Origin of the sequence: Petrimonas mucosa, assembly GCF_900095795.1 — a bacterium.
Classification (GTDB): domain Bacteria; phylum Bacteroidota; class Bacteroidia; order Bacteroidales; family Dysgonomonadaceae; genus Petrimonas; species Petrimonas mucosa.
In genome coordinates this window covers 1,594,702-1,620,547 of record NZ_LT608328.1, presented here as the reverse complement: position 1 = coordinate 1,620,547, position 25,846 = coordinate 1,594,702, and the positions used below count along the sequence as shown (strand labels likewise).

At 50.3% G+C, this 25,846-nt stretch carries 24 protein-coding genes; 14 read left to right on the top strand and 10 right to left on the bottom strand.

From position 1 onward, the window contains the following. Nucleotides 1-51 precede the first annotated feature (51 nt). Nucleotides 52-882 (bottom strand): tetratricopeptide repeat protein, encoded by an 831-nt coding sequence (locus ING2E5A_RS06475; RefSeq protein ID WP_071136713.1) that lies wholly within the window; start codon nucleotides 880-882, stop codon nucleotides 52-54. An 82-nt stretch (nucleotides 883-964) separates the two neighbouring features. On the opposite strand from ING2E5A_RS06475, the gene ING2E5A_RS06470 reads away from it, so the two are divergent. Together ING2E5A_RS06470 and ING2E5A_RS06465 are read left to right on the top strand one after the other, a co-directional pair. Next, nucleotides 965-1,873, top strand: coding sequence for a mechanosensitive ion channel family protein (locus ING2E5A_RS06470; protein ID WP_071136712.1), 909 nt, complete (start codon nucleotides 965-967; stop codon nucleotides 1,871-1,873). After that, nucleotides 1,873-3,672, top strand: coding sequence for a MutS-related protein (locus tag ING2E5A_RS06465; RefSeq protein ID WP_071136711.1), 1,800 nt, complete (start codon nucleotides 1,873-1,875; stop codon nucleotides 3,670-3,672). Before ING2E5A_RS06470 ends, ING2E5A_RS06465 begins: the two co-directional genes overlap by 1 nt. Before the next feature lie 19 nt (nucleotides 3,673-3,691). On the opposite strand, the gene ING2E5A_RS06460 is transcribed toward ING2E5A_RS06465, so the two are convergent. Both ING2E5A_RS06460 and rfbD read right to left on the bottom strand, forming a co-directional pair. Next, on the bottom strand, nucleotides 3,692-5,266 hold the full coding sequence (locus ING2E5A_RS06460; RefSeq protein WP_071138233.1) for a peptide chain release factor 3: 1,575 nt from the start codon (nucleotides 5,264-5,266) through the stop codon (nucleotides 3,692-3,694). Further along, the gene (gene rfbD / locus ING2E5A_RS06455) at nucleotides 5,263-6,201 is read right to left on the bottom strand and encodes a dTDP-4-dehydrorhamnose reductase (RefSeq protein ID WP_083373225.1); all 939 of its coding nucleotides are present in this window, start codon (nucleotides 6,199-6,201) and stop codon (nucleotides 5,263-5,265) included. Before rfbD ends, ING2E5A_RS06460 begins: the two co-directional genes overlap by 4 nt. Nucleotides 6,202-6,288: 87 nt before the next feature. Between rfbD and ING2E5A_RS06450 the strand changes: the two genes are divergently transcribed. Next, a complete protein-coding gene (locus ING2E5A_RS06450) occupies nucleotides 6,289-7,077 on the top strand; it encodes an MBL fold metallo-hydrolase (RefSeq protein ID WP_071136710.1) in 789 nt (262 codons plus the stop codon). On the opposite strand, the gene ING2E5A_RS06445 is transcribed toward ING2E5A_RS06450, so the two are convergent. Beyond that, complete coding sequence (locus ING2E5A_RS06445; protein ID WP_071136709.1) at nucleotides 7,028-7,891, bottom strand: alpha/beta hydrolase; 864 nt, start codon at nucleotides 7,889-7,891, stop codon at nucleotides 7,028-7,030. The two genes, ING2E5A_RS06450 and ING2E5A_RS06445, sit on opposite strands and share 50 nt — an antisense overlap. A 124-nt stretch (nucleotides 7,892-8,015) precedes the next feature. Between ING2E5A_RS06445 and ING2E5A_RS06440 the strand changes: the two genes are divergently transcribed. Both ING2E5A_RS06440 and ING2E5A_RS06435 read left to right on the top strand, forming a co-directional pair. Beyond that, the gene (locus ING2E5A_RS06440) at nucleotides 8,016-8,354 is read left to right on the top strand and encodes a GNAT family N-acetyltransferase (protein ID WP_071136708.1); all 339 of its coding nucleotides are present in this window, start codon (nucleotides 8,016-8,018) and stop codon (nucleotides 8,352-8,354) included. Continuing rightward, nucleotides 8,351-8,893 (top strand): DUF4126 domain-containing protein, encoded by a 543-nt coding sequence (locus ING2E5A_RS06435; RefSeq protein WP_071136707.1) that lies wholly within the window; start codon nucleotides 8,351-8,353, stop codon nucleotides 8,891-8,893. The genes ING2E5A_RS06440 and ING2E5A_RS06435 overlap by 4 nt, the downstream gene beginning before the upstream one ends. Nucleotides 8,894-8,897: 4 nt before the next feature. On the opposite strand, the gene ING2E5A_RS06430 is transcribed toward ING2E5A_RS06435, so the two are convergent. The 5 genes from ING2E5A_RS06430 to ING2E5A_RS06410 are packed head-to-tail and all read right to left on the bottom strand — an operon-like array spanning nucleotide 8,898 to nucleotide 14,011. Further along, nucleotides 8,898-10,049 (bottom strand): alkaline phosphatase, encoded by a 1,152-nt coding sequence (locus ING2E5A_RS06430; RefSeq protein ID WP_071136706.1) that lies wholly within the window; start codon nucleotides 10,047-10,049, stop codon nucleotides 8,898-8,900. 11 nt (nucleotides 10,050-10,060) lie between these two features. Continuing rightward, on the bottom strand, nucleotides 10,061-10,870 hold the full coding sequence (gene nagB, locus ING2E5A_RS06425; protein WP_071136705.1) for a glucosamine-6-phosphate deaminase: 810 nt from the start codon (nucleotides 10,868-10,870) through the stop codon (nucleotides 10,061-10,063). A 53-nt stretch (nucleotides 10,871-10,923) separates the two neighbouring features. Then, the gene (locus ING2E5A_RS06420; protein ID WP_071136704.1) at nucleotides 10,924-12,156 is read right to left on the bottom strand and encodes an FprA family A-type flavoprotein; all 1,233 of its coding nucleotides are present in this window, start codon (nucleotides 12,154-12,156) and stop codon (nucleotides 10,924-10,926) included. Nucleotides 12,157-12,189: 33 nt separating this feature from the next. Beyond that, entirely contained in the window at nucleotides 12,190-13,083 is an 894-nt protein-coding gene (gene lgt, locus ING2E5A_RS06415; protein ID WP_071136703.1) for a prolipoprotein diacylglyceryl transferase, read from the bottom strand. Nucleotides 13,084-13,114: 31 nt separating this feature from the next. Next, the gene (locus tag ING2E5A_RS06410; protein WP_071136702.1) at nucleotides 13,115-14,011 is read right to left on the bottom strand and encodes a diaminopimelate dehydrogenase; all 897 of its coding nucleotides are present in this window, start codon (nucleotides 14,009-14,011) and stop codon (nucleotides 13,115-13,117) included. A 251-nt stretch (nucleotides 14,012-14,262) separates the two neighbouring features. Between ING2E5A_RS06410 and ING2E5A_RS06405 the strand changes: the two genes are divergently transcribed. Beyond that, on the top strand, nucleotides 14,263-15,276 hold the full coding sequence (locus tag ING2E5A_RS06405; RefSeq protein ID WP_071136701.1) for a nucleoside hydrolase: 1,014 nt from the start codon (nucleotides 14,263-14,265) through the stop codon (nucleotides 15,274-15,276). Here the strand turns inward: ING2E5A_RS06405 and ING2E5A_RS06400 are convergent. Next, entirely contained in the window at nucleotides 15,268-15,954 is a 687-nt protein-coding gene (locus tag ING2E5A_RS06400) for a rhomboid family intramembrane serine protease (RefSeq protein WP_231960454.1), read from the bottom strand. The genes ING2E5A_RS06405 and ING2E5A_RS06400 overlap by 9 nt on opposite strands. Nucleotides 15,955-16,088: 134 nt before the next feature. Between ING2E5A_RS06400 and ING2E5A_RS06395 the strand changes: the two genes are divergently transcribed. The 8 genes from ING2E5A_RS06395 (at nucleotide 16,089) to ING2E5A_RS06360 (ending at nucleotide 25,845) form a co-directional block, all read left to right on the top strand. Beyond that, on the top strand, nucleotides 16,089-18,029 hold the full coding sequence (locus tag ING2E5A_RS06395; RefSeq protein ID WP_071136700.1) for a glycogen debranching enzyme N-terminal domain-containing protein: 1,941 nt from the start codon (nucleotides 16,089-16,091) through the stop codon (nucleotides 18,027-18,029). Between the two features lie 74 nt (nucleotides 18,030-18,103). After that, a complete protein-coding gene (locus tag ING2E5A_RS06390) occupies nucleotides 18,104-19,360 on the top strand; it encodes a glycosyltransferase (RefSeq protein WP_071138231.1) in 1,257 nt (418 codons plus the stop codon). A gap of 34 nt (nucleotides 19,361-19,394) precedes the next feature. Then, on the top strand, nucleotides 19,395-20,729 hold the full coding sequence (locus ING2E5A_RS06385) for a glycoside hydrolase family 57 protein (protein ID WP_071136699.1): 1,335 nt from the start codon (nucleotides 19,395-19,397) through the stop codon (nucleotides 20,727-20,729). A gap of 129 nt (nucleotides 20,730-20,858) precedes the next feature. After that, nucleotides 20,859-22,289 carry a sodium:proton antiporter NhaD gene (nhaD, locus tag ING2E5A_RS06380; RefSeq protein ID WP_071136698.1) on the top strand — a complete coding sequence of 477 codons (1,431 nt, stop codon included), beginning with the start codon at nucleotides 20,859-20,861 and terminating at the stop codon, nucleotides 22,287-22,289. Between the two features lie 106 nt (nucleotides 22,290-22,395). Continuing rightward, the gene (locus tag ING2E5A_RS06375) at nucleotides 22,396-22,827 is read left to right on the top strand and encodes an RrF2 family transcriptional regulator (RefSeq protein ID WP_071136697.1); all 432 of its coding nucleotides are present in this window, start codon (nucleotides 22,396-22,398) and stop codon (nucleotides 22,825-22,827) included. 331 nt (nucleotides 22,828-23,158) lie between these two features. Beyond that, complete coding sequence (locus ING2E5A_RS06370) at nucleotides 23,159-23,749, top strand: YceI family protein (RefSeq protein ID WP_083373224.1); 591 nt, start codon at nucleotides 23,159-23,161, stop codon at nucleotides 23,747-23,749. A gap of 49 nt (nucleotides 23,750-23,798) precedes the next feature. Continuing rightward, a complete protein-coding gene (locus tag ING2E5A_RS06365) occupies nucleotides 23,799-25,139 on the top strand; it encodes a hypothetical protein (RefSeq protein ID WP_071136695.1) in 1,341 nt (446 codons plus the stop codon). Nucleotides 25,140-25,212: 73 nt separating this feature from the next. Continuing rightward, nucleotides 25,213-25,845: a YceI family protein gene (locus ING2E5A_RS06360; RefSeq protein WP_071136694.1), complete on the top strand. Its 633-nt coding sequence runs from the start codon at nucleotides 25,213-25,215 to the stop codon at nucleotides 25,843-25,845. Nucleotide 25,846: the final 1 nt, after the last annotated feature.

Below are 25,846 nucleotides of genomic sequence, written 5' to 3'. Positions count from 1 at the left end.
TGCTGTTTATCACTACAAATTACAAATATAAAATAAAAATCAATCCGGAGATTACCGGGTCTTCCCGATCCACTTGTCGGCCAGTTCAGCATCATATCCCAGCTGCTTTGCCTTTTCGAAATCGGCCCGTGCTGCAAATTTATCAAACTGGTCCAACCTGAGTCGACCGCGCAGGATGTAGAAGTAGGGATTCTCCCTCTCCTCCCCCTCGATGGCGTGAAGGTCTGCTGCAGCTCTCGAAAAACGGTCGGTATTCACATAACATTCGGCCCGGTTGAGGTAGTAGGATGAGTTGGGCGTGGCACTTGTGTTGATGATATCGGTATAGATCTGCTCGGCCTCCTCCCAATTGTCATCCAGCTTGAAGATCAATGCCTTGCTGAGCTTGGTAAAGAGATTGTCGGGATCGGTGTCTTCACAAAGCCTGAAATCGGCCTCGGCACTTTGACGGTCGTTCTTTTCCAGGAAAAGCAGTCCCCTGCGATAATAGGCCTCCACATCTGTGGGGTCCTTCCCGATAATAGCGTTATAATCCTCCATCGCCTCATCGAATCGGCCGAGGTCGCACAGGAGCGAAGCCCGGTTATGGAGCACCAGTACAGGATCGGGGTTGTTGCCAAGTGATGCGGTAAACGAGATATAGGCATCGTCGGTCAGCCCGAGCTGACGTTGCAGAATACCCAAGTTCAGCAGCAGCAGGGCATTGTTCTCGTTGGCCGGATCCAGCCGCATGGCTTGCTGCAAGGCAATGGCAGCACTGTCGAGCCGGTTGTTTTCAATATACTTTACCGACTTGTCGATCCACCCGTTATAGGTGCCGTTCTGCGCCGACAGCGAAAAAATGCAGAGCGGGAGCAAGAGAGAAATTAAAAGATACTTCATTGTACTACCTGATCAAATGAATGACAAAATTAGCTCAATTTTTGTAACTTTGCGCCTCTCATCATATCAAAAGCAATAATCTATGTTACTGACTACTTTTATTTCTGTCGATTCAACGGTGGTAAAGACCGGAGGAAAAGTTGCCGAAATGATCAGGGATGGCCGATTTGAAGAGCTGGGCGAACGGTCGATCACCTGGGGAATAGAATTCCTAGGGAAACTGGCCATCGCGCTCCTGATCTTCTTCGTGGGGAAATGGATTATCGGAAAGATCAGAAAGTTTGCCGATCGGATCATGTCGAGACGACAAATGGATATCGCCCTGAAAGGGTTTCTGAAAAACCTGATCGAAATCTTTCTCTTCACCCTGCTCATCATCCTGATCATCAACATCGTCGGTTCGCAGACCGTGTCGCTGGCCGCGTTGATCGCTTCGGTAGGTCTGGCGGTAGGTCTGGCTGTCAAGGATAATCTGGCGAACTTTGCAGGAGGAGTGATGCTCCTTTTCAACAAACCGTTCAAGGGCGGAGACTACATCGAAGCGCAGAACTTGGCCGGAACGGTACAAAGTGTCGGTATCCTCTATACCACGCTGACCACCGCTGACAACAAAACCATCTATATTCCCAATGGTCCGTTGTCGACCGGAAATATCCTCAATTACAGCACGCAGACCACCCGCCGCGTAGAAGTTACCACCAGCATTGAATATGGAACCGATGCGGAGGTGGTAAAAAAGATGTTACTGGAAATTGCCGATAGACATCCGAAGGTGCTGAAAAATCCAGCACCATTTGCCCGGATGACGAAAATGAACGACGATGCCATCGATTTCACATTGAGGGTCTGGGTCGAATCGTCCGATTACTGGAACGTTACCTACGACCTGAACGAGGAGATATACAAGGAGGTGAATGCGCGCGGGCTGGTAATCCCATACCGTCAGATGACCGTCCATTTGGCCAACTCAACTGAACAAACAGCCAACTGATGTCCCTCGCAGAACGAATCGCCCGATACCGTCAGCTTGCAGGAGAGCAGGGTAACGCCGCCATAAAATATAAAAATCAGCTCAATGCAAACAGCCTCTTCCGTCTCCTGCTCTTTCTGACCGGATCGCTGTTTTGCTACTTCCTCTACCCGGCCACCGTGCCGGTGCTTGTTGTTGCCGCCGCCACCACGATCGGCTTCCTCGCCTTGTTGAAAAGACATGGGGAGCTTCAGCAAAGAATGGCCCGATCGGAGGTACTGGCAAAAATAGCCAAGAACGAACTACGTGCTTTCGAACACGACTTTACCCCCTTCGATGGTGCGGCGGAGCATGTGGATCCGTCGCATCCATTCAGTTTCGACCTCGATATTTTTGGGGAGGGATCGCTGTTCCAGATGCTTAACCGGACCTCCCTGGAGATGGGAAAGGGTGAGCTCGCCTCCATGTTGAAAATGCCGCTGAGGGAGGGAGGAGAGATCCGCAAACGGCAGGGTGCGGTAAGGGAACTGTCGGAAAAGGAGGATTTCTGTCTCGACTTCAGGACTATCGGGATGTTGTCAGAGGGCCAGCAGTTAGAGAGCCGGCCGGCAAACTGGCCTGGTAGGGAACAACAACTGTTTCGCCGGCCGTCGCTCTGGAGAGCCATTACCCATATTGTCCCCCTCCTCTACCTGCTGACCATCGCACTGGTATTGGCCGGAGCAACGGGGGGACAGGCAATCACCCTCCTCTATTTCATCACATTGTCGATTTCGGTGATTCCCACGAAGAGTGTGAAGCGGATCGGCCTGCTGTTCGATAAAAGGGCGAAACAGCTGGAGTCGTATGCCGGCCTGCTGAAGCTGGTTGAGTCGACCTCCTTCGACAGCGAACTGCTGCAGACTCTTCAGCAATCGCTGCAGAACGACAAAAAGATGGCTTCAACCTCCATCCGGCAACTGGCTCGCTATTGCCGCAATCTTGACCTGGCTTTTGCCGTGCCGATCTTCCTGATCCTCAACCCGCTCCTCCTGTGGAATGTTCTCTACGCGCTGAAAATTGAGCAGTGGATGCAGCGCAATGCTACGGAGATCGGAAAATGGTTCTCCACCCTGGCACAGTTTGATGCATTGGTTTCCATGGGCACCTTCACCTCAAACAACCCCGATTATGTTTTTCCCGTCTGCGAAGAGTCGGAGCCCTTCCGGGCGGAGAAACTGGGCCATCCGCTTATCCCGCGAAACAAGTGTGTAAAAAACGATATCGCTCTTCTCCGGAAACCCTATTTCATGATTGTTACCGGAGCCAATATGGCCGGGAAGAGCACCTACCTGCGAACGGTAGGTGTCAATTATCTGCTGGCGGGAAGCGGCTTGCCGGTCTGTGCCGAATCGATGAGCTACCGTCCGGGGGAGTTGCTGACCAACTTGCGTACGGCCGACTCGCTGGTGAACAACGAATCCTACTTCTTTGCCGAACTGAAGCGGCTGAAGATGATTATCGAACGGCTGGAGTCGAATGAGCACGACCTCTTCATCATACTGGACGAGATACTGAAGGGAACGAACTCGGTGGATAAGCAGTGGGGCTCCTACCAACTGATGAAACGGCTGGTACACTTGGGCGGAAACGGCATCATCGCCACGCACGATTTGAGTCTGGGAGAGCTGGAGAAGGAGTTCCCGCAGGAGATTGGCAACTTCCATTTCGATGCAAGGATCGAGGAGGATCAACTCTCTTTCGACTACAAGCTTCAGCATGGGATCGCCCGCACCATGAACGCCTCATACCTGATGAGGAGCATGGGGATAACCACTTGATCCGCAAAGGAGTTACTCCTCAAAACTCGGAACTGAAATGGAACCGGATGTTCTTGAAATCCTGCTGTGCCATCATCAGCAGGTAGTTGGATTCTGCCAAAAAGACATCCCTGCCCTCCTTGTCTTTTGCCATGTACTGGTACTTGCGCCTCTTGAAATCTTCAAGCTGTGCCAGGTCATCGCTCTCGATCCAGCACGCCTTGTAGAGGTTGACCGGCTCCCAGCGGCATTGTGCACCATACTCGTGCAGGAGACGGTATTGAATCACCTCAAACTGGAGTTGCCCTACGGTTCCGATGATTTTGCGGCCGTTGAACTGGTTGACAAAGAGCTGTGCCACCCCTTCGTCCATCAACTGTTCCACCCCTCTCTGCAACTGTTTTGCCTTCATCGGGTCGGCATTCTCGATATATTTGAACATTTCGGGCGAGAAGCTGGGTAATCCCTTGAAATGGAGCTCCTCTCCAGAGGTAAGGGTGTCACCGATCTTGAAGTTTCCATTGTCGGGCAAACCCACAATATCTCCCGCATAGGCTTCGTCGAGAAGCTCCTTTTTTTGAGCCATGAACGCCGTGGGCGACGAGAACTTCATCATCCGGTTAAACCGGACATGCTTGTAATTGACGTTACGCTCGAACCTGCCCGAACAGACCTTCACGAATGCGATACAGGAGCGGTGGTTGGGATCCATGTTGGCATGTATCTTGAAGACGAATCCCGAAAAGCTCTCCTCGTAAGGATTCACCTCACGCTCTTCTGCCTGGATGGCCCGCGGTGATGGCGCAATCTCCACAAAGCAGTCGAGGAGCTCCTTTATCCCGAAATTGTTAAGCGCCGAACCGAAAAAGACGGGTGCCAGCCTCCCAGCCAGATACTCCGCGCAGTCAAAGGCGGGATAGACCTCGGAGATCAGTTCAACGTCACTCTGCAACTTTTCGGCCAGCTTCTCTCCAATATGTTTTTTCAGGTCGGGCGACTGGATATCGAGGTGTACCGACTCAGTGACCTTCTGCTTGCTCGGCTGGTAGAGGTCGAGACTGTTCCGGTAGAGGTTATAGACCCCCTTGAATCGCTCACCCATATCGATGGGCCAGCTCAGCGGCCTGACGGCTACCTTCAGCTCCTCTTCCAGCTCATCCAGGATTTCAAACGGATCTTTCCCCTCACGGTCGAGCTTGTTCACAAAGATCATTACCGGTGTATGCCGCATCCGGCACACCTCCATCAGTTTACGGGTCTGCGCCTCCACTCCCTTGGCGATATCCACCACCACAATAACGCTATCCACGGCAGTCAGCGTCCGGTAGGTATCCTCTGCAAAATCCTGGTGGCCGGGCGTATCGAGGATATTGATCTTGTAGTTCCCGTAATCGAAACCCATCACTGAGGTGGCGACCGAAATTCCGCGTTGCCGCTCGATCTCCATCCAGTCGGAGGTAGCGGTCTTCTTTATCTTGTTCGACTTGACGGCTCCCGCCACATGAATGGCGCCGCCAAAAAGCAACAGTTTCTCTGTTAATGTGGTTTTTCCCGCATCGGGGTGACTGATGATGGCGAACGTGCGCCGGCGTTGAATCTCTTGTTGTAATGTCATCTGCTTTTGAGTTTTCCGATACATCTCTCCAGTCCGTTCTCCCAAGAAGGAATAACTACATGGAAAGCTGATTGAATTTTCGACGTATCCAATACGCTATATGCGGGTCGGGTGGCAACCGTCCTGTATTCGCTTGTGGTAACAGGATTGAGCCGGCAGCCGGTAATCCCGGCAAGGTCCCTTATCTTTCCGGCAAACTGGAACCAGGAGGTTTCTCCCCGATTGGCGAAGTGGTAAATACCCGATTTCCACTCCTCACACTCCAGGATGACCAGGATCATCTCTGCCAGATCGGCAGCATAGGTGGGCGACCCAAACTGGTCTGCCACAATCTCCAACTCATCACGTTCGCTCATCAGGCGGAGCATCGTCTTCACAAAGTTGTGTCCATATTCGGAGTAGAGCCATGAAGTACGGATGATCATCCATTCTGCAGCCAACGCCCTGATCGCCTCCTCACCCTTCAGTTTGGACCGACCGTAGACCGACAGCGGGTTGGCGGGGGCATCTTCCCTGTAGGGAGTGCTTGCCTTACCGTCGAAGACATAATCGGTAGAGATCTGGATAATCTTCGCTCCCGTCCGGGCAAGGTTCTCCGCTCCGGTCAGGTTGACCAGACAAGCGGCCGCCTCGTCGGTTTCGGCCTTATCCACAGCTGTATAGGCTGCACAGTTGATGATATAGTCGACATGGTTTTCCGCGACGAAACGGTGGACTGCTCCGGCATCGGTGATGTCCAGCTCATCGGTATCGGTATAGAGAAACCTGAAAGGAGTGTTTATCCGGCTCTCCAGTTGTAGCAACTGCTGTCCCAACTGGCCTTTTGCTCCGGTTACCAACACGTTCTTCTGAACCAGTCCATAGAAGACGGTCTGCCTCTGTGCAACGGTCTCTGCCCCCCCAAGATGCCTGTTCGAGCCTGTATAAATAGCCATTGTTTGTCTATGTCAACGCGGAAGGATCACCCGGTAATCCCTTACATTGAACTTTTCTTTCTATTTTTGTGCAAAAGTACTACGAAAATGGCAAACTTCCATATAATTGAGACAGGTTATTTCCTCGCCGACGGAGGAGCGATGTTTGGTCCGATACCGAAGAAATACTGGCAGAAGCGGTATCCATGCGACAACAATAACATGTGCCTGATGGCGATGCGTTGTCTCTTTATCGAAACCGGCGAGCGCCGTATCCTGGTCGACTGTGGTGCTGGCGACAAACAGCTGGCCAAACTGAAGTATTACCGTCCGCACAACCTGAAGGAGCTGCGGAGCGAAATCGGAAAGATCGGTTATTCGCCGGAGGAGGTGACCGACGTGGTGCTTACCCACCTCCACTTCGATCACTGCGGCGGCGGTACGGTCTTTAACGAAGCAGGCAACATTGTTCCGGCCTTTCCTCGCGCCACCTACTGGTTGAGCCGGGCACAGTGGGACAATTACAGGAACCCGATGCTCTATGAGGCCTCCTCCTTCTTTCCGGAAAATATCGAACCGGTATACGAGGCGGGGCTGCTCCGGTTGATTGAATCGGACCGGCAGCTCGGCGACAGCGCAACCCTTAAACTGTACTACGGGCATACGCCCGGACAGATCGTCCTCTTTCTTGATGACGACGGGGAACAGATCATCTTTCCGGCCGATGTGGTGCCCACTTCGGCACACCTCTCTCTCGGCTGGCTGTCGGCATACGACAACAATGCCGCACTGGCGATGGAGGAGAAAAAACGTTTTCTGGACGAGGCTAAAGTCCGTAATGCCACGCTTATCTTCTTTCACGATGCCTACTCCCGGATGGAGCAGGTGAAGCCTTGACCGCATCGAAGTAGTTGCTGAAGAAGAGTGCCTGATACTTGACAGCATTCTTCCAATAGTCCCAGTTGTGTGCACCGGGACGGGTGATAAAATCGTGCGGAATATTCCGGTAAAGCAACTCCTGATGTAACCGGAGATTCACATCGTAGAAGAAGTCATCGGTACCGCAGTCGATAATGATCCGGGTAGAATTTGGGGCAAGCAGATGGAGCTGGTTCATCACCGTATATTTTTCCCAGTTTTCGGGATTTTCCCGCTGCGACCCCAACCGTTTTGCCAGATCCCAGTTGTTGGGGAAGGGACGGATATCCACTCCGCCGCTCATGCTGCCGCAGACACCGAAGATATCCTGATGGCGGAATCCCAGGAAAAGGCCACCGTGGCCGCCCATGCTCAATCCCGTAATGGCACGCCCTTCACGTTTTGCAATGGTCATGTAGTTGCGGTCTACCCACTCCACCAACTCTTTCGAAACGAAAGTTTCAAACCTGAAGGAGGGGTCGACCGGACTGTCGAAATACCAGCTTCCGAACGCTCCGTCGGGACAGATGATGATCATGCCGTGCTGATCGGCCAGCTCCTTTACGGCAGGAACTTTCGTAACCCACCCGCTGTAGTTGTCGCTGTAACCGTGCAACAGGTAAAGGACGGGAAATCTTGTTTCCTGCGAATAGGTGTCGGGAAGAATCACCACTGTCTTGATCCCTTTCTGCATCGAGGGGCTGAATACCGAGACTGTATCTACTTTAGATGCGTAAAGCGCAATGGAGAAGCCTATCAGGAAGAGGCTTCCCAGTGTAAAACGTTTTATCATGACTGATTATAATTATTTTTCCGCAAAGATAGCCATTTAACAGGAATTTCCACCCTTCCGGTTGAACCCATTGGTGAAGCGATTGTTATAGGGTTATGGTTTCGACCTTACAACGACTGGAGATATGGAGATACAATTCAAAACCAACGGTAGCGACAAGGGGTGTTTCTTTATTGAAAAGGAGGGCAGACAGGTTGCCGAACTCCTCTTCGAGATTGAGAACGGCCTGCTGAATGCCTACCATACCGGTGTACGCCCCGAACTGGAGGGGCAGGGAATTGCCGGAAGACTGTTTGACGAAATGGTGAAGTATGCCAGGGAGCAAAATTACAAGGTAATTCCCAGCTGCTCATATATTCTGGCAAAGTTCAGGAGGAATCCCGACGGTTTTGCCGACATCTGGCACCGGACACCCGACGAGCCCACCGGCGACGCCTGTGGAATCAAACCTACGGGAAAATGAACCTGGAAACGATCAGTGCAGTAGCCCTCGGCATAGGGTTGAGCGCCAGTACCGGATTCCGGGTCTTCATTCCGCTTCTGGTTGCCGGCCTGGCATCGCATGTGGGACTGCTTCCACTGGGGGAAAACTTCTCCTGGATGGGTTCGACACCGGCATTGATCTGTTTTGGAGTAGCCGCCATTGTTGAAGTGTTGGCCTACTATATTCCTTTTGTCGACAATCTGCTCGACACTCTCGCCACACCGCTGTCGGTAGTGGCCGGAACATTGTTGATGACCTCTGTTTTTCCGTCCGACAGTGAATGGATGAAATGGATCATCGGATTTGTCGTTGGAGGTGGTGCAGCTGCAACCATACAGAGCGGCAGTGTCGTCGCCCGTCTTCTGTCGTCCAAATTTACAGCCGGAGCCGGAAATCCAGTCGTTTCAACGGGAGAAGGCATTGCCGCTACCGGTTTCTCGATATTGTCGCTTTTCATCCCCATCCTGGTAGCCATCCTGCTGGCCCTCTTTGTGGTGATGATATGGAAAAAAACCTGATACGCTATTTCCCCAGTAACAGTTTCCTGATTTTAACAGGTATATCAATATTCTCCATGATTCCCATAAATTCCGATGCACCTGGGCCATAAGCGAAGATTGGCACCATGACACCCGTATGTCCACCGGTCGAGAAACCACCCTTCACCATTCCGGTCTCGTAAGATCCGTCGAGGATAGCCATACCGCCGGTTTCATGATCGGCAGTAACCACCACCAATGTTTCGCCGTTGCTTGCGGCAAACTCGAGCGCCTTGCCCACCGCCTGGTCAAAGTCGAGCATCTCTTCAACCACCTTTATCGTATTGTTGCCATGTCCGCCCGAATCGATAAAGGAGCCTTCCACCATCAGGAAGAAACCCTCTTTATTCTGTTGCAGCACGCGAATGGCCGTCTGGGTGGATACTGGAAGCATGTTGCCCCGTTCCGCCACCCCTCCGTTTCCTTTCGGTGCGGTCAGTCCGGCCAGTTTCTTTCCCTCAAAGCTTTCAATCCTGCTCACTTCCCGTTCAACCGTGTATCCCTTGCGAATCAGCTCGTTCACCAGGTTGCGGCCATCGGCCCTCTTGGTAAAGAAGTCGTATCCACCCCCGATAAAGACATCAATATCGGTTTTGAGAAAGTCTACTGCAATATCCTCCTCCTGACTTCTGCTAAGTTGATGTGCGATAAAGGATGCCGGTGTAGCATGGGTTATGGAAGAGGTAGAGACCAGTCCCGTAGCCTTTCCCGATTTCGACGCCTCCTCGAGAATTGTCTGGATCGGGTTTTTGTCGGGTCCCACACCTATTGCACCATTGTAGGTTTTGGTACCGGTGGAGAGTGCTGTTGCCCCTGCTGCCGAATCGGTCACGTAGCGGTCTGACGAATAGGTCTTGGAGAATCCCACATGTTTGCAGTTTTCGATAAAGAGCTTGCCCCCGTTAGCGGTAAGCCCGGCATAGAGTTGCGCAACCCCCATGCCATCTCCAATAAGAAGAATGACATTCTTGGGTGCCTTGTCCGAAAATATCGTCGGATAGGATTTCACGGCATACGCTTCCCCACCCGGGTACAACCTAACGTCATCTTTCGGTTTGCCCTGTGCCGCGATGTTGATGCTGAAAGAGAGCATCAATGCAGCTGCAGAGAGGATTGTTAAAGCTTTCTTTTTCATAAATTGCCTTGTTATAATAATGATTCAGGGTCGAGATTATCGTGTTCGATATCCAGGAAATATTTGTAGGTCCCTACTTTCAGTTCGCTACAGGCATCGTAGTCGCAAACGATAATACCTTTCGGATGTAACTGCAGCGCACTGATCGTCCACATCTGGGTGACAGGGCCCTCAACCGCCTGGTAAAGCGCCCGCGCCTTGTGGTGGCCGTTGACCAGAATCAGCACCTCCCTGGCATCAAGAACAGTACCTACACCTACCGTCAGGGCAGTCTTGGGTACCTTATTGACATCGTTATCGAAGAAGCGTGAGTTGGCGATCACGGTATCGGTCGTCAATGTCTTGACCCTCGTACGCGAGGCGAGTGACGACCCCGGCTCATTGAAGGCAATATGTCCATCGGGACCGATGCCGCCAAGGAACAGCTCCACTCCGCCGGCCGCCTTGATTGCCTCCTCGTATGCCATGCATTCGGCTTCAAGATCCTCCGCCATTCCATTCAGGATATGGACATTCTCCTTTTTGATATCGATGTGGCCGAAAAAGTTGTCCCACATAAAAGTATGGTAGCTCTGCGGATGGTCCTTGGGCAAACCGATGTATTCATCCATATTGAAGGTTACCACGTTCTCGAACGAAACCACACCCTCCCTGTTCAGCTTGATCAAGGCCTTGTAGGTGAGAAGCGGCGAGGAGCCTGTGGGTAGGCCAAGCACGAAAGGCTTCTCTGATGTAGGTTTTGCGTTGTTGATCTTGGCAGCGATGTAATTCGCTGCCCACTGGGCCATCTGATTGGCATCGGGTTGAATAATAAGTCGCATATCTATTATAAAAAATTTGATGTTAATAATCCAGGGTATGAAACTTCCAGTTGTCAATGACAGGTAAGTTTATTGGGCATCACCGCTTCGCCCGAACAAAGTTTTTCCGCCATCGCCTTGCCCAACGCATAGGCGTGTTCCATAATGTCGTTGTTGAGGGATTGTTTCATCTCAACCGATTCACCCACCGTTTCAAACTCCATTGACTCGGCAAATGCCTTCAATTCACGTTTGGCTCCGTCGGCCCATGTATGACCGGTGAAATAGCTGAAGAAGCGGTTCCTGACATTCCGGTTCTGGATGGCAGACAGCAGGCCCTCCACCGGAGGATACAACTTGTTGTTATACGTGGGGGAACCGATTATAAGTCCCCGATAGGTAAAGATATCACGCAACACTTCCGACTCGTGGCTTTTGGAAAGGTTGTGCATGACGATGTTCCTTACGCCGTTCCCGGCTGCTGCTGCGGCAATGACCTCCGCCAGCTGTTCCGTATTGCCGTACATGCTTCCGTATGCGATAACCAGTCCCCTTTCGGCCTCATATCTGCTCAGCCTGTCGTAAAGCGCCACGACCCTGCTTATGGTATCGGGCTGTGTCCAGACGGGACCGTGGGTGGAACAGATGGTCTCGATCCCCATCCCACTCAGTTTTTTCAGGGCTGCCTGCACCGGTGAGCCAAACTTGCCCACGATATTGGAGTAGTAACGTATCATCTCATCCCAATAACGGTCCGGATCGAGCTGGGTATCGGTTACCCCTCCGTCGAGCGTGCCGAACGTACCGAAAGCATCGGCAGAAAACAGCGTTCCCGACTCCTTCACGTAGGTCATCATCGTCTCCGGCCAATGAACCATGGGGGTGAGGTAGAACTGAAGGCTATTCTTTCCAAGTTTCAGTTCGGCCTTATCCTCCACAACCAGTACATTATCGGAAATGCCGTAGTAGCCCCTGAGCATCTCCGCCGTGCGGCTGTTACCCACTATCTGTATGTCGGGATAACGGGTTTTGAGCAATCTCACTGAACCGGAGTGATCGGGCTCCATATGATTCACCACCAGGTAGTCGATCGGCTTATCTCCTAATACGGAGCCAATCTTATTGAAAAAAACATCTGCATAGCAGATATCGACGGTATCTATCAAAGCCACCTTCTCATCGTCAATGATGTAAGAGTTGTAGGATACTCCCTTCGGCAAGGGCCAAAGGTTCTCGAAAAGATGTTTTGTCCGGTCGTTTACTCCGACGTAGAACAGGTTCTCCTTAATTTCAAAAGGTTTGTACATAATTCAACTTTGGGTGTGAAAACCCCGCTCTTCCTATTTTTTGGGTTTGACGTTTTGATTATAATCGAGACTCTTTTTTTGTGTAACCGGTTCAGGCTTTCTTCTCAATGCCTGCCAGATCAGCCATATTCCCCAGACAATGAACGGTATGCTGAGCCACTGGCCGAGAATCAATCCTGTATTCTCACGCATCGCTTCTTCTGAATCGACCTGTACGTTTTTAACAAATTCAATGAAGAACCTGGCGATGAAGATCAGCGCGATACCTACTCCCAGGATCAGTCCCTGACGCTCCCTGGCATTCGTCTTCCAGTACATGTGCATGGTTATGGCAAAAACGACCAGATAAAAGAGGGCCTCGTATATCTGTGTTGGGTGCGAAGGTTCAGTATAGATCGGCTCCGCTCCGCGCATCCATAAGCCTACATTGTCGATAAAACGGAATCCCCATGGCAGGTTGGTGGGACCACCATAGATTTCATGGTTCATCAGGTTACCGAAACGTATCATGGCAGCGGTAAATCCCGTGGGAACCATTACCCGGTCGAACGTCCAGAGCATGCTCTTCCTGGTCACTCTTCTCGAGTAGAGCCATACTGCGATAATAATGCCGATAACACCTCCGTGGCTTGCCAGTCCCCCTTCCCAGATCTTCACTATCTCCAACGGATTGGCGAGGTAATATTGCGGTTCGTAAAAGAGACAGTGTCCCAGCCGGGCACCGAGGATGATTCCGAGCATCATGTAGCCGAAAAGCGAATCGAACCACTTCTCGGGAAGTTTCTCGTTCTTGAAGATTCGTTGGACGATATAGACGGCCACGATAAGCCCAATCACCCAAAGCAGTCCGTACCAGCGGATTTCACGGCCAAAGAGTGTAAAGATGGTAGGATCAACTTGCCAAGTTACCGATAATAGTGTCTTCATCTTTATTGAATTTGAAACAAAGATAGGTAAATTAAACCAATTTCTTGATCCATTTTTCCCTGTCGCCCGGAAGCAGGTCGATAACGGGAATTTCAACCAGCGTGTATGCACCGGGCTTCTGCTTTACCGCAGCCCTGGCACAACCCACCATCACCTGCGCCGTCAGTGCAGGGTTATTAATCCGCATATCGAACTTGAAGAGCTGGTTTTGTGTATTTCCCGAGACACCCTTGCGCTCCATCAGCACTCCATGTCCCATATCTTTCAATGCCTCCACGCTCTCCACCTGAAAAACATGGGTCTCATCATGGGCAAAGTAGTCGTCCGCCTTGATCGCTTGCGCCACCTGCTCAAAATCATAGCCATCTTTCAGCTCGATATAGACCATCCTGCGGTGCACGCCTGTTCCGGTGGGGATCGTCATCGAAAGGGCCGACTTTACCCCGTCGATTGCCTTGACGGCCACCGTGTGCCCCATGCTCATTCCGGGTCCGAAGTTGGTATAGGTTATCCCCTTGGGTGCCATCGCTTCCATCAGTGCACGGATTACCGAGTCACTCCCGGGATCCCAGCCGGCGGATATGATCGACACGGCATGGTGCCTTTTTGCCGCCTCGTCGAGCGAACGGCGCAATGCGACAATCCCGCCGTGAATATCGTAACTGTCCACCGTACTGATTCCGAGGGAAAGACACTCCATGGCAAACTGCTCGACACTCCGCGTAGGGGTGCATAGCAATGCCACATCCGTATCCTTCAGTTGCGATACTGAGTTTACCACATTGAAACCCTTCAGCCTGGAAGGTATTTCCGTGGTGTTGCGACGGACTATTCCGGTGATCTCGAAATCGGGTGCGTCGATCAACGACTCCACCACATATTTGCCGATATTGCCGTAACCGACAACGGCAGCCCTGATTTTATCCATTTTACAATAGTTTAGATGCACAAAAATAGTAAAAAATGCGGATTTTTGCTCGAATGCCCTATCCTATCTTTAGGGCGGGCAGCAAATCGGTGGACAAACGTTCATTCTTTCCATTTTTTTTGTACTTTTACGTTCCGGACCGACGGGGCACTCCTGCTTTCCCGGCTACAGAGTGACGGAAGAGTGTTGTACCTTGCAATGAAATCTCCTATATACAAACATATTTATTTTGGAATTAACTTTTTGAAATTATGAAAACATTACCCCTTTACCTCCTGCTGATAACTTTGACGGTTCTCAATTCCTGCAATTCCACTCCGAAAGAAGAGGCTCTCCCCGAAACTGTAAAAATCATCTTCGACACCGATATGGGTCCCGACTACGACGATGTGGGCGCAATTGCCGTACTGCATGCATTGGCCGACCGGGGAGAGTGCGAAATTTTAGCAACGGTGTCCAGCGACGGTCATCCCGCCATAGCTCCCACCATTGAGCTCTTCAACCGGTACTATGGCAAGGGAGAGATCCCGGTAGGCATCCCCGCCAACCCGGCGGCAAACTTCACCGCACCCAACAACTGGAACGACTCCCTGTTGGCAAGATTTGCACCCGACCTGCAGTCAAAGACGGACTATCCTAAAGCGCATGAGATCTACAGAAAAACACTGGCCGCCCAGCCGGATAAAAGCGTGACCATCGTAACGGTGGGTTTTGCAACCAACCTGGCCGAACTGCTGAAAACCGGGGGCGACGACTACTCGCCCTTATCGGGTATGGAATTGGTGAAAAAGAAGGTAAAGAGATGGGTCGCCATGGCCGGCAGGTTTCCCGAAGGCCGGGAATTCAACCTATTTGTCGATTCGGTATCCTCGGCCTATGCCTTTGAACATTGGCCAACACCAATCCTTTTCAGCGGATTTGAAATCGGAAACCAGATCATGACGGGGAACAGGCTGGCCACTCTGGATGGCGGAACAAATCCGGCCGCATGGGCATACCAGTACAATCTGGCCACTTACGACAGCAGGCCCATGAGCCATCGGATGTCGTGGGACCACACTGCAGTGCTCTGCGCCGTCCGCAACCCCGAAGACTACTTTTACCTCTGCGGCCCCGGAACAATCATCATTCACTCCTCAGGGGACAACAGTTGGAATCCTGATGTAAATAGGGAGCACTACTTCCTGGTACACAAATATCCTTACCAAAAAATTGCCGACGTGCTGGAAGAGTTGATGTTGCATGAACCGGGGCAATTAAGGTAGCCCGCTATCATCCTCTTCCTCTTCCTCCTCATCGCTGAAGCTCGGAGGTTTTTGTGGTCCCCTCTTCCGCAAAGAGAAAGCGACAATGAGTCCCACCGCCGCTCCCGACAGGTGTGCCTCCCAAGAGAGGGAGATGTCGATATATTCAGCAATCGGGAAAATGCTCCATAGGGAGCTCCCATATATGAACGTCACAACCATGGATACGGCAATCAGCGGGACATGTTTCCGGAACAGTCCGCTGAAAAACAGGAAGAAGAGAAGTGCAAAGATCAGGCCGCTTGCCCCGATATGAAACGCCTCCCTCCCGGTCAGCCAGGTGAACAGACCGCTCAATGACCAGAGGGAGGCGAATGTCATGGGCGCTATCTGACTGTAGAAATAGAACAACAACGATATCAAAACCAACAGTGGAAGGGTATTGGAGATCAGGTGAGAGAATGATCCATGCACAAAAGGCGACAAAAAGATACCCGGCACTCCCCTCAATTGGCGGGGATATATCCCCAGAAGTGAGAAATTGAAAGAGGCGATGCGGGTATGGTCGACCAGAAACGCCATCCATACCAGTACAACCATCACCAGGGCAGGGATCACCGCAAGGCGGATTCTTCTTATCTGCCACCTTTCCGTACTCGCTCTATCCTCCATCAGCACAAAACTAATAAAAAGAACCATTTTTTTACAGAAATTGACAAAAAAAGGGAGAAAACCGAAAAGAAAATCGAGTCGATTATTTGTCGAATCAACGGCAATTGACTATCTTTCGAACATCAAAACGAACGTGGTATTTACTAATTCCTTAATTGACTATGAGCTATCTTAAATTCGATAAGGACCTGATGATCAACCTGGAATACTCCCTATACCGCAACGTGCTGAGAACCAACAGAAAGGGAGCTTATCAAAACACCTCGATATCGGGTTGCAACACATCTAAATATCAGGGGCTTCTGGTAATGCCGGTACCCTTTCTGGACGACGATAACCACCTGATATTGTCCTCCATCGACGAAACAGTGATACAGCACGGCGCACATTTCAATCTGGGAATACACAAGTACAACGATGACAACTACAGCCCGAAAGGGCACAAATATATCCGCGAGTTCACCATCGACAGTGTTCCAAAAACCATCTACCGGGTGGGGGGTGTGATCCTCTCGAAGGAGATCATGTTCTCGTCGAAGGAGAACCGGCTGATGATCCGCTACAAGTTGATGGATGCCCACTCACCCACCATCATGCGGTTCAAACCCTGCATGGCTTTCAGGAACATTTCACAGCTAACCATGCAGAACGACCAGGTAGACCGCTCATACCGCAAGGTGGAGAACGGCATCAGCACCAGCATGTATTACGGTTATCCCGAGTTCTTCATGCAGTTCAACAAGCAGGTGGACTTTGTCTATCAACCTTACTGGAACAAGGGAGTGGAGTACATCCAGGATATGCAGAACGGCGACACCTTCAAGGAGGATCTCTACGTGCCAGGTTATTTTGAATTGCCGATATCGAAAGGTGAAGAGGTGATCTTTTCCGCGGGGGATATCCTGGTAGACACCACGACGCTTGCCGACGAGTTTAATGCGGAGCTTCAGAAACGCACGCCCAGGTCGAGCTTCTACAACTGCCTGAAAAACTCGGCCCACCAATTCTACTATATCCCCAAAACGGACGAGGTATACCTGCTGGCAGGCTATCCATGGTTCAAGGTACGTGCCCGCGACCAGTTCATATCGTTGCCGGGATGCACCTTGTCGGTAGGCAGGAGGGACGATTTTGTAGCCATCATGAATTCATCCATACCCCATATCCATGATTTCATGAATAACAGACCGCGCAGGAACATCATCAAGCAGATCGAGGACCCCGATCTCCTGTTGTGGGTGATCTGGTCGCTGCAACAGTACTGGAAAGAGGATCGTGAGGGGTTCAAGGAGCGGTATGCAGATTTCGTTTTTTCCATTGTAGACTATATCTTATCGAACAAGCATCCCAACTTAATCGTTGACAAGGAGAATGGCTTGCTGTTGACAGACGGACGTAATGTGGCGGTAAGCTGGATGAATGCGATGCAAAACGGCAAGCCGGTGATCCCCCGTTCTGGATATCTGGTGGAGTTCAATGCTCTCTGGTACAACGCGCTGAAATTTTCGGAAGAGGTGGCCGATGCGGTAAAACAGGAGGGGAAGGCTACCAGATATGGAGAAAGAGCATCGATCGTGCGGCAATCATTTGTAGAGACATTTCTCAACAATGCAGGCTATCTGTATGATTACGTCGATGGCACATATACCGACTGGAACGTCCGTCCCAACATGATCTTTGCCGTCTCTGCCGATTACTCGCCACTGGAGAGGCATCAGCGGAAGTCGGTCATCGATTATGTCACCAAGGAGCTGCTTACCCCGGTAGGCATACGCTCACTGAGCCCGAAAGGATACAACTATCATCCCCGGTACGCCGGAACGACAGAAGAGAAAGAGTACGCCTATTTCAACGGATGTGCCTTTCCATGGCTAATCGGCCCATATATCGAGGCATACCTCAAAGTGTTCGGCAAGAGCGGACTATCCCTTGCAGACCGGATCATGATTGAACTGGAAGACCAGATGCAGAACGACTGTATCGGCACCTTGTCCGAGTTCTACGATTCCAGTCCCCCATTCTATGCCCATGGCGGATTCTCCTTTGCCATGAGCGTTTCCGAGACTTTGCGTGCAAAGAGGCTCATCAGGTCATTCGAATGACCCCGATATTGCGGACAACCGAATAATCAGAGTTGCCGTAGGGTAACTGCAACAGAACATAAATGAGAGGAAGAATGAAAGCGCTGATGTTAGGGTGGGAGTTTCCACCTCACATATTAGGGGGACTCGGAACAGCAAGTTACGGTCTGACCAAGGGAATGGCCAAGCAGGAAGATATGGAGATACTGTTTGTTGTTCCCAAGCCCTGGGGCGACGAAGATCAAAGTTTTCTGAAGATAATCGGCTGCAACAATACGCCCATCGTGTGGCGGGATGTCAGCAGGGAAACGGTAAAGGCGAGACTCGAAAAGTTCATGAATCCAGAGGAGTATTTCTGGATGCGTGACAACATATATGCCAACTTCAACTACATGAATACCAACGATCTTGGTTGTCTGGAGTTCTCTGGCAGGTACCCGAGCAATATCCTGGAGGAGACCAACAACTACTCCATCGTAACCGGTGTTATTGCGCGGACTTATCAGTACGACATCATTCACGCCCACGACTGGCTCACCTACTCTGCCGGTCTGCATGCCAAGAACGTAAGTGGAAAACCGTTGGTTATCCACGTACATGCTACGGAATACGACCGCAGCCGGGGTAAGCCAAACCCGATCGTCTACGGGATCGAGAAGAACGGTATGGATCACTGTAACCACATCATCTGTGTAAGCAACCTCACCCGCAAAACCGTTATCGAGAATTACCACCAGCCCGAATGGAAGGTATCTACCGTACACAATGCCGTGGAACCGCTCAGTCCTGAAATTGAGGCGATTGAACGGCTGTCGGGAGTAAAGGAGAAGGTGATCACCTTCCTGGGAAGAATCACCATGCAAAAGGGACCGGAATTTTTTGTCGACGCAGCCACCCAGGTGTTGAAGCGGACCAAGCATATCCGGTTCGTGATGGCCGGCAGCGGCGATATGATGAACCAGATGATACGATTAGTGGCCGACCGGGGAATAGCCGACCGGTTCCACTTCACCGGATTCCTGCGGGGCAAACAGGTTTATGAGATGCTGAAATCGAGCGATGTGTTTGTGATGCCTTCGGTATCGGAACCTTTCGGCATCTCACCGCTGGAAGCCATGCAGTGCGGCGTGCCCAGCATTATCTCCAACCAGTCGGGATGTGCCGAGATCCTGAACAACGTCATCAAGACCGACTACTGGGATGTTGACGCCATGGCAGATGCCATGTACTCGATCTGCACCTATCCGGGCATGGCCGAATACCTGAAAGAGGAGGGAAAACGCGAAGTCGACGGCATCGTATGGGAAGATGCAGGAAAGAAGGTCCGGGCCATCTACGACCGTCTGGTGTAAAGATCGAATAGAAATTCCAACACGCACACAACATATGAAGACAATTTGCTTTTATTTTCAGATTCACCAGCCTTATCGGCTCAAAAGATACCGTTTCTTCAACATCGGCAGGGATCACTATTATTACGACGACTACTCCAACGAGGATATCATGCAGCAGATTGCTGCCCGCTCGTTTGTTCCGGCCAACCGCATGCTGCTCGACCTGATCAGGTCGAGCAAGGGAAAGTTCAGGGTTGCCATCTCGGTCTCGGGAGTAGCCCTCGACCAGATGGAGGTCTATGCACCCGAGGTGATCGACGGACTGAAGGAGTTGAGTAAAACGGGGGCCGTGGAGTTTCTGGCCGAGACCTACTCGCACTCCCTCGCAAGTCTGGCCGATTCAGTGGAGTTTCAGAACCAGGTGCAGATGCAGACCCAAAAGGTGAAATTGCTGTTCGACCAGAAACCGACAGTGTTGAGAAATACCGAAATGATCTTCTCCGACGATATCGCCGAGATGGCATATAACATGGGTTACTCGAAGATGATATCGGAAGGGGCCAAGCTGATCCTCTCATGGCGGAGCCCCAACTACGTCTACACTTCCGAGGTACAGCCCAACATGAAGTTGCTGCTGCGCAACTCGCAGTTCAGCGACGACATCTCCTTGCGTTTTTCCGACTGTACCTGGAAGGAGTATCCGCTGACGGCCGACAAATATATCTCGTGGATCGACGCAACCTCGCCGCAGGAGGAGGTATTCAACATCTTCATGAACTACGAGACCTTCGGCAATCTGCAGCCCTCCCATTCGGGCATATTCGAATTCATGAGGGCGCTTCCCCAGTTTGCCTTCGACAGGGGAATCTCCTTCGCCACACCCAGCGAGATCATGGAGAGTCACGAACCGGTTGGCACGGTATCGGTGCCCAACACCATCTCCTGGTCTGATGAAGAGCGCGACTTGAGTCGCTGGTTGGGAAACAAGCTCCAGAAAAGTGCATTCAAGACCCTCTACGAAATCAGTGAAAGGGTCAGGCTGACCAACGACCGGCGACTGAAGATGGACTGGCAATACCTGCAGTCGAGCGACCATTTCTACTACATGTCGACCAAGCACTTCTACGACGGGTCGATGCACAACAAGTTCAGCCCCTACCAATCCCCCTACGATGCGTTCAACAACTACATGAATGTGCTGAGCGATTTTATCGACAGGGTAAAGGCTCAATATCCCGACTCGGTGGATAATGAAGAGTTGAACTCCCTTCTTACCACCATCCATAACCAGGAGCGTGAAATCAAAAAACTACAGGCGGAACTGAAGAAGGTGCTTACCGGAAATGAGGAGAAACTGGTGGAAAAGAGACAGCGAAAGCGGAACTGATTAAACTCTTTACATCAAAATCGTGCTGTAAATAACCATTGTGTCACGGTAATCCTTTAATTTTTGTAAAAAGAACCCCGCTCTTTTTCGATTAAATGGTTAACTTTGGACCATTTTTCAGACTGCAGCATGATCTATGCAATGATTCTCCTTTTCATCGCAGGGTATATCTTTATTGCGATGGAACATACCGTAAAGGTTAACAAGGCGGGCGTGGCCTTGCTGATCGGTACGCTATTGTGGGTACTATACGTCTATCTGGCACCCGATACCGTCCTCATCGTCTCACCCGATGCCTTTAATCATTTTGTCCAGACGCATCCCGAGCTCCAGCTTCACGATTTCAACACCCAGGTGAGACACTTCGTGATCGATCACCAGATACTGGAGAGTATCGGCGATATTGCCGAAATGTTGTTCTTCCTGCTGGCCGCAATGACCATAGTAGAGTTTATCGATGTTCATGGCGGATTCACATACATCACCGAGAAGATAACCACCCGGAAAAAACGACAGTTGCTTTGGCTCATTGCCTTGATCACTTTCTTCATGTCCGCCGTCCTTGACAACCTTACCACAACTATCGTGATGATCATGCTTACCCGCCGCATTATAAGCGAAACACGTGAACGATGGCTTTTCGGGAGCATTATTGTCATTGCTGCCAATAGCGGTGGTGCCTGGTCTCCGATAGGCGACGTCACCACCATCATGTTGTGGGTGAAGGGTAACGTTACCACAGCAATTATTCCGCAACTCTTTTTCCCCAGTCTTGTCTCTACCGTAGTTCCATTGCTGGTGGCCCAGTTCCTATTGAAGGGGAGCGTGGTTGAGGCGGAGATGTCGCTGTCGGAAGAGCGGGAGAACGCTGAACTGTTACGTCACATGCAGAAAAATGATCGCCTGGGAATACTCGTTTTCGGCGTCTCCATCCTGATTCTATCACCTGTATTCAAAGCAGTTACCCACTTGCCGCCATTCATTGGTCTATTGTTGGGGGTAAGCCTGTTGTGGATCTACACCGAAATCCTCTACAACCGCAAGAACCAGTTGAACGAGAATCTGAAGCTCCGCGTATCAAAAGTGCTGGGCCGCATCGACTTCTCCACGCTGATGTTTTTCCTGGGAATTTTGCTGGCGGTGGATGCGCTTCAGAGCGCGGGGATCCTTCAGCAGGCATCGCGATTCATGGCCCAGCACCTCCCCAATGTCTTTGCCCAGGGTTATACCATCGGACTGTTGTCGGCCATTGTAGACAACGTACCGTTGGTAGCAGCCGCCATAGGTATGTATCCGGTACTCGACCCGGCTGCAGTAAGTACTATGGCCGATCCCCTATTCATGCAGAACTTTATTGAGGATGGCGTTTTCTGGCATTTCCTGGCTTACTGTGCAGGGGTGGGCGGAAGCATCCTCATCATCGGCTCGGCTGCCGGAGTGGTTTTCATGGGGCTGGAGAAGGTGCCGTTTGGCTGGTACCTGAAACGGATCTCCCTCATCGCACTGTTGGGATACACCTTTGGAGCAGGGGCCTATATCCTGCAACAGGCCATCTTCTGACAATTTTCATCGGGAGAGTTGAAAAGGATAAAAAAGCGTCAGAATTTGTACAAAACAGTTTCCGGAATAAAAAATTGCATTATATTTGTGGAGTTTTTCATAGGGAATGAAAATCAACACAAAAATACGGTACGGACTGAGGACAATGATTGAGATTGCCTGTTGTAAAGAACCAACAGGCATATTGCAGAAAGATATTGCTAAAAATCAGAACATCTCTGTAAAATATCTCGATTACATCATAAGTGCTCTCAAGCTGAAAGGATTGATAATAAATTCTAAGGGACGGGGAAGTGGATATATGTTGACCAGGCCGGCTGATCAGATCACGATGCTGGATATCTACACCGCGTTCGAACAGATTGTCATCATCGAATGTGTGAAAAACCGAAGTTTCTGCGAAAGGGCCACACATCACTGTACGGCAAATAATTACTGGAAACAATTTCATCACCAGATAATTGAGATTCTTTCATCTAAAACACTTGAACAGATTATAAAGGAGACCAGTTACGATTGTCCTGAAATATGTGAATAGTTTTTTCAATATCAACCCTACTAAACCTATAGGATATAAATGATATATCAGAGCTTCCTACTAATGTTATAGGATTAGTTTATATAACCTGATTAATTGAAAGAGTAACCGAGAATGCATACAATTCATTCCTACCAATGTTATAGGATTAGTTTATACAATTCAAGCAACTGAAACAGAAATTACAGCAGATCATCTAAAAACATAATGAGCTATCGGGCAACAATATCTATCGAAAGAGAAGTGGCAAAGGGCATTCCTACTAATGTTATAGGATTACTAATTATTAATATGCAACAACCTAACTTTTAAAACAATAAACGCAGAAGCAATGAAGAGTAACTTTTTATTCCGTTTTTCAACCATGTTGATGGCATCCGCCCTAATTCTATCGGCGGCAACAATTAACGCACAGACTTTAAAGATCAAGTCATCAACCATCACCATTTCGGGAACCACAAACGTTCACCCCTACACAACCACATCTACACAGGCATCGGGGGAGTTGACCGTCTCCAACAACCAACCCACCGCACTCAGTGTAACAATCCCGGTAAAGTCGATTATTAACGGGGAGAGACTGATGGATAAAAAGACGCACGAAACATTCAATGAACCCAAAAACCCGCTGATCAGCTTCACCATGTCTGAAGTGAAGTCGATCACAACCAGCGATGCCGGGATCAATGTAACGGTAAGCGGAGTACTGGCAATGGCCGGTGCGTCGAAGACGGTTACCCTCGAGGCAAAGGGCAAGGAGGTAAAACCGGGCACCTATACATTTGAAGGGAGCCTGCCCATCAAAATGAGCGACTACAAAATGAAAGCCCCGACAGCAATGATGGGGGTAATGAAAGTCGGCGACCAGGTTACGGTCAACTACAACGTAACCTTCGAGGGGCCGGCCGTCAGGTTCGACTAAAACTGAAACACCAGATAACGACAATTTAAACAAAATCAATTAGAAAAAAATGAAACAGAGAGGTTTACTTCTGGCAGCTGCCCTGTTAGCTTCAGGGATGATGTTTGCCCAATTGCGTCAGACTAATAAAGACGGAATCAATGTTTTTGAGACGCCCAAAACCGAAACCGAATACGAAGGTTTCAAGGTACAGTTGGGTGGCGCCCTTACACTTCCCTTCACCATGCTCGACCACAGCAATACCGTGACACGGGCGGATGGATACCAGTATGATTACGACAATCCTGCGCCAAACTCGCTGGTACCGTTAACCAGTGGCTTCGGTTTACCTCAAGCCAACCTCTACATCAAGTCGAACCTGTCGGACGGCATCTTCCTCAATTTTGAACTTTACCTAGCCTCAAGACATCACAACGAGACGTGGGTAAAGGGCGGTTTTCTGCAATTTGAAAAGATGGAATTCCTGCCGTGGGATTTCGTGGATGAGATCATGAAGTATACCACCATCAAAATGGGGCAATTCGATGTGAATTACGGCGATGCCCATTTCCGTCGTTCAGATGGCGGAATGACATTCTACAACCCCTTTATGGAGAACAACATCATGGATGAATTTGCCACCGAGATCGGTGCTGAAGTCGACGTTCATCTGGGCGATTTCATCCTTGTGGGAGCGGTAACCAATGGCAAATTGAACAACGATCTGACCAAAATTGACACCACCCGTGCACAGAACAGGTATTCAAACGGTGCACACAATCCTGCCTGGATCGGAAAACTGGCTTACGACAACCAGATCAACAACCAGTTCAGATTACGTGCAAGCGCCTCGGGATATTATACAGCCGGCTCAATGAGAAACACCCTTTTCGGGGGTGACCGTACCGGATCCAACTACTATGGAGTGATGTACAATGCGCCGCTCTCCAACTCCAACTTCACCAACGGACGTTTTAATCCCGGTTTTGGCGACAAGGTCGCTACCGTTATGGGCAATCTCTTCCTGAAGTACTCCCCCGTTGAAGGGGTGGCGCTCGAGTCATTTACCACACTGGAAAATGCTGGCGGTAGAGGGGCTAACGAACCCGACATGAGAAAGGCCAATCAGTTTGCTACCGACCTGGTTGTACGTTTCGGCAGCGATGAAAATTTCTACGTGGGTGGCCGTTACAACACCGTAAAAGCAGAGATGGGGGCAGCAGCGGGCGAACCCGGTCATTACGAGGCGGAGATCAACCGCGTAGCGATTGCAGCTGGGTGGTATATGACCAAGAATGTCATGACCAAGGTGGAATATGTAAACCAGAAATACAACGGCTTTCCGGCCGGTTCCATCCAGGACGGTGCAAGATTCAACGGCGTAATGCTGCAGGGATCCATCGCTTTCTGACAACAATGTTGAACAAGAAAACCGGGCCGGCAGCGGTTAGTCGGCTCCGGTTTTTCAAAAATCTGTGTTGATAATGAAAAGAGTAGTCACATATTTGATCATCGGAATTCTCTATACAGGGGTTCTTGTCGCCCAGACATCATCGGCAGTGGTGGAGGTAGAGGTGGACAGAAGCAGCATCCTATCCATAAACGGCAGCTCAAACGTTGTTGACTTCACGCTCAGCCAGGGGAGCGAAAACTTTATTCAAAAGAAACTGATTGTCACCGCATCGCAGCATAACCGGAAACTCTACCTGAGTGAAAACCGGCTGACAGTACCCGTAAAAAAATTCACCTCAAGTAACAAAATGGCCCTCAGGGATTTCAATAAACTGTTGCAATCCGACAAATTTCCGACGATGGATATCCGGCTGAACCATGTCGATCTGCCTGAAGCCGGCTCGACGACAGGTCTGGCGGTAGTGGATGTTACAATTACCGGGATCACTAAAAAATATCAATTTCCCATTAAAACCGAGAGGAGTGGTAAAGGGTATATTTTTGATGTAGAGAAGAGTATCAATATCCGTGATTTTGGGCTGGAACCTCCGGTGCAGATGATGGGCATGCTCAAGGTTAACGAGATGATCAACATTAACCTGAGGGTAAAATGCAACATCCAACCGGCGGAAAGTGCACAACTTAACCAGTTGCACAACAAATAAA

Bases quoted from the DNA above. Each gene is read 5' to 3' on its own strand.
- ING2E5A_RS06430 (WP_071136706.1), bottom strand. From the start codon at position 10,049: ATGAAAAAGAAAGCTTTAACAATCCTCTCTGCAGCTGCATTGATGCTC.
- nhaD (WP_071136698.1), top strand. From the start codon at position 20,859: ATGATCTATGCAATGATTCTCCTTTTCATCGCAGGGTATATCTTTATT.
- ING2E5A_RS06440 (WP_071136708.1), top strand. From the start codon at position 8,016: ATGGAGATACAATTCAAAACCAACGGTAGCGACAAGGGGTGTTTCTTT.
- ING2E5A_RS06435 (WP_071136707.1), top strand. From the start codon at position 8,351: ATGAACCTGGAAACGATCAGTGCAGTAGCCCTCGGCATAGGGTTGAGC.
- ING2E5A_RS06445 (WP_071136709.1), bottom strand. From the start codon at position 7,891: ATGATAAAACGTTTTACACTGGGAAGCCTCTTCCTGATAGGCTTCTCC.
- ING2E5A_RS06470 (WP_071136712.1), top strand. From the start codon at position 965: ATGTTACTGACTACTTTTATTTCTGTCGATTCAACGGTGGTAAAGACC.
- ING2E5A_RS06385 (WP_071136699.1), top strand. From the start codon at position 19,395: ATGAAGACAATTTGCTTTTATTTTCAGATTCACCAGCCTTATCGGCTC.
- ING2E5A_RS06465 (WP_071136711.1), top strand. From the start codon at position 1,873: ATGTCCCTCGCAGAACGAATCGCCCGATACCGTCAGCTTGCAGGAGAG.
- rfbD (WP_083373225.1), bottom strand. From the start codon at position 6,201: ATGGCTATTTATACAGGCTCGAACAGGCATCTTGGGGGGGCAGAGACC.
- ING2E5A_RS06360 (WP_071136694.1), top strand. From the start codon at position 25,213: ATGAAAAGAGTAGTCACATATTTGATCATCGGAATTCTCTATACAGGG.
- ING2E5A_RS06450 (WP_071136710.1), top strand. From the start codon at position 6,289: ATGGCAAACTTCCATATAATTGAGACAGGTTATTTCCTCGCCGACGGA.
- ING2E5A_RS06460 (WP_071138233.1), bottom strand. From the start codon at position 5,266: ATGACATTACAACAAGAGATTCAACGCCGGCGCACGTTCGCCATCATC.
- nagB (WP_071136705.1), bottom strand. From the start codon at position 10,870: ATGCGACTTATTATTCAACCCGATGCCAATCAGATGGCCCAGTGGGCA.
- ING2E5A_RS06375 (WP_071136697.1), top strand. From the start codon at position 22,396: ATGAAAATCAACACAAAAATACGGTACGGACTGAGGACAATGATTGAG.
- ING2E5A_RS06400 (WP_231960454.1), bottom strand. From the start codon at position 15,954: ATGGTTCTTTTTATTAGTTTTGTGCTGATGGAGGATAGAGCGAGTACG.
- lgt (WP_071136703.1), bottom strand. From the start codon at position 13,083: ATGAAGACACTATTATCGGTAACTTGGCAAGTTGATCCTACCATCTTT.
- ING2E5A_RS06410 (WP_071136702.1), bottom strand. From the start codon at position 14,011: ATGGATAAAATCAGGGCTGCCGTTGTCGGTTACGGCAATATCGGCAAA.
- ING2E5A_RS06390 (WP_071138231.1), top strand. From the start codon at position 18,104: ATGAAAGCGCTGATGTTAGGGTGGGAGTTTCCACCTCACATATTAGGG.
- ING2E5A_RS06420 (WP_071136704.1), bottom strand. From the start codon at position 12,156: ATGTACAAACCTTTTGAAATTAAGGAGAACCTGTTCTACGTCGGAGTA.
- ING2E5A_RS06395 (WP_071136700.1), top strand. From the start codon at position 16,089: ATGAGCTATCTTAAATTCGATAAGGACCTGATGATCAACCTGGAATAC.
- ING2E5A_RS06365 (WP_071136695.1), top strand. From the start codon at position 23,799: ATGAAACAGAGAGGTTTACTTCTGGCAGCTGCCCTGTTAGCTTCAGGG.
- ING2E5A_RS06405 (WP_071136701.1), top strand. From the start codon at position 14,263: ATGAAAACATTACCCCTTTACCTCCTGCTGATAACTTTGACGGTTCTC.
- ING2E5A_RS06475 (WP_071136713.1), bottom strand. From the start codon at position 882: ATGAAGTATCTTTTAATTTCTCTCTTGCTCCCGCTCTGCATTTTTTCG.
- ING2E5A_RS06370 (WP_083373224.1), top strand. From the start codon at position 23,159: ATGAAGAGTAACTTTTTATTCCGTTTTTCAACCATGTTGATGGCATCC.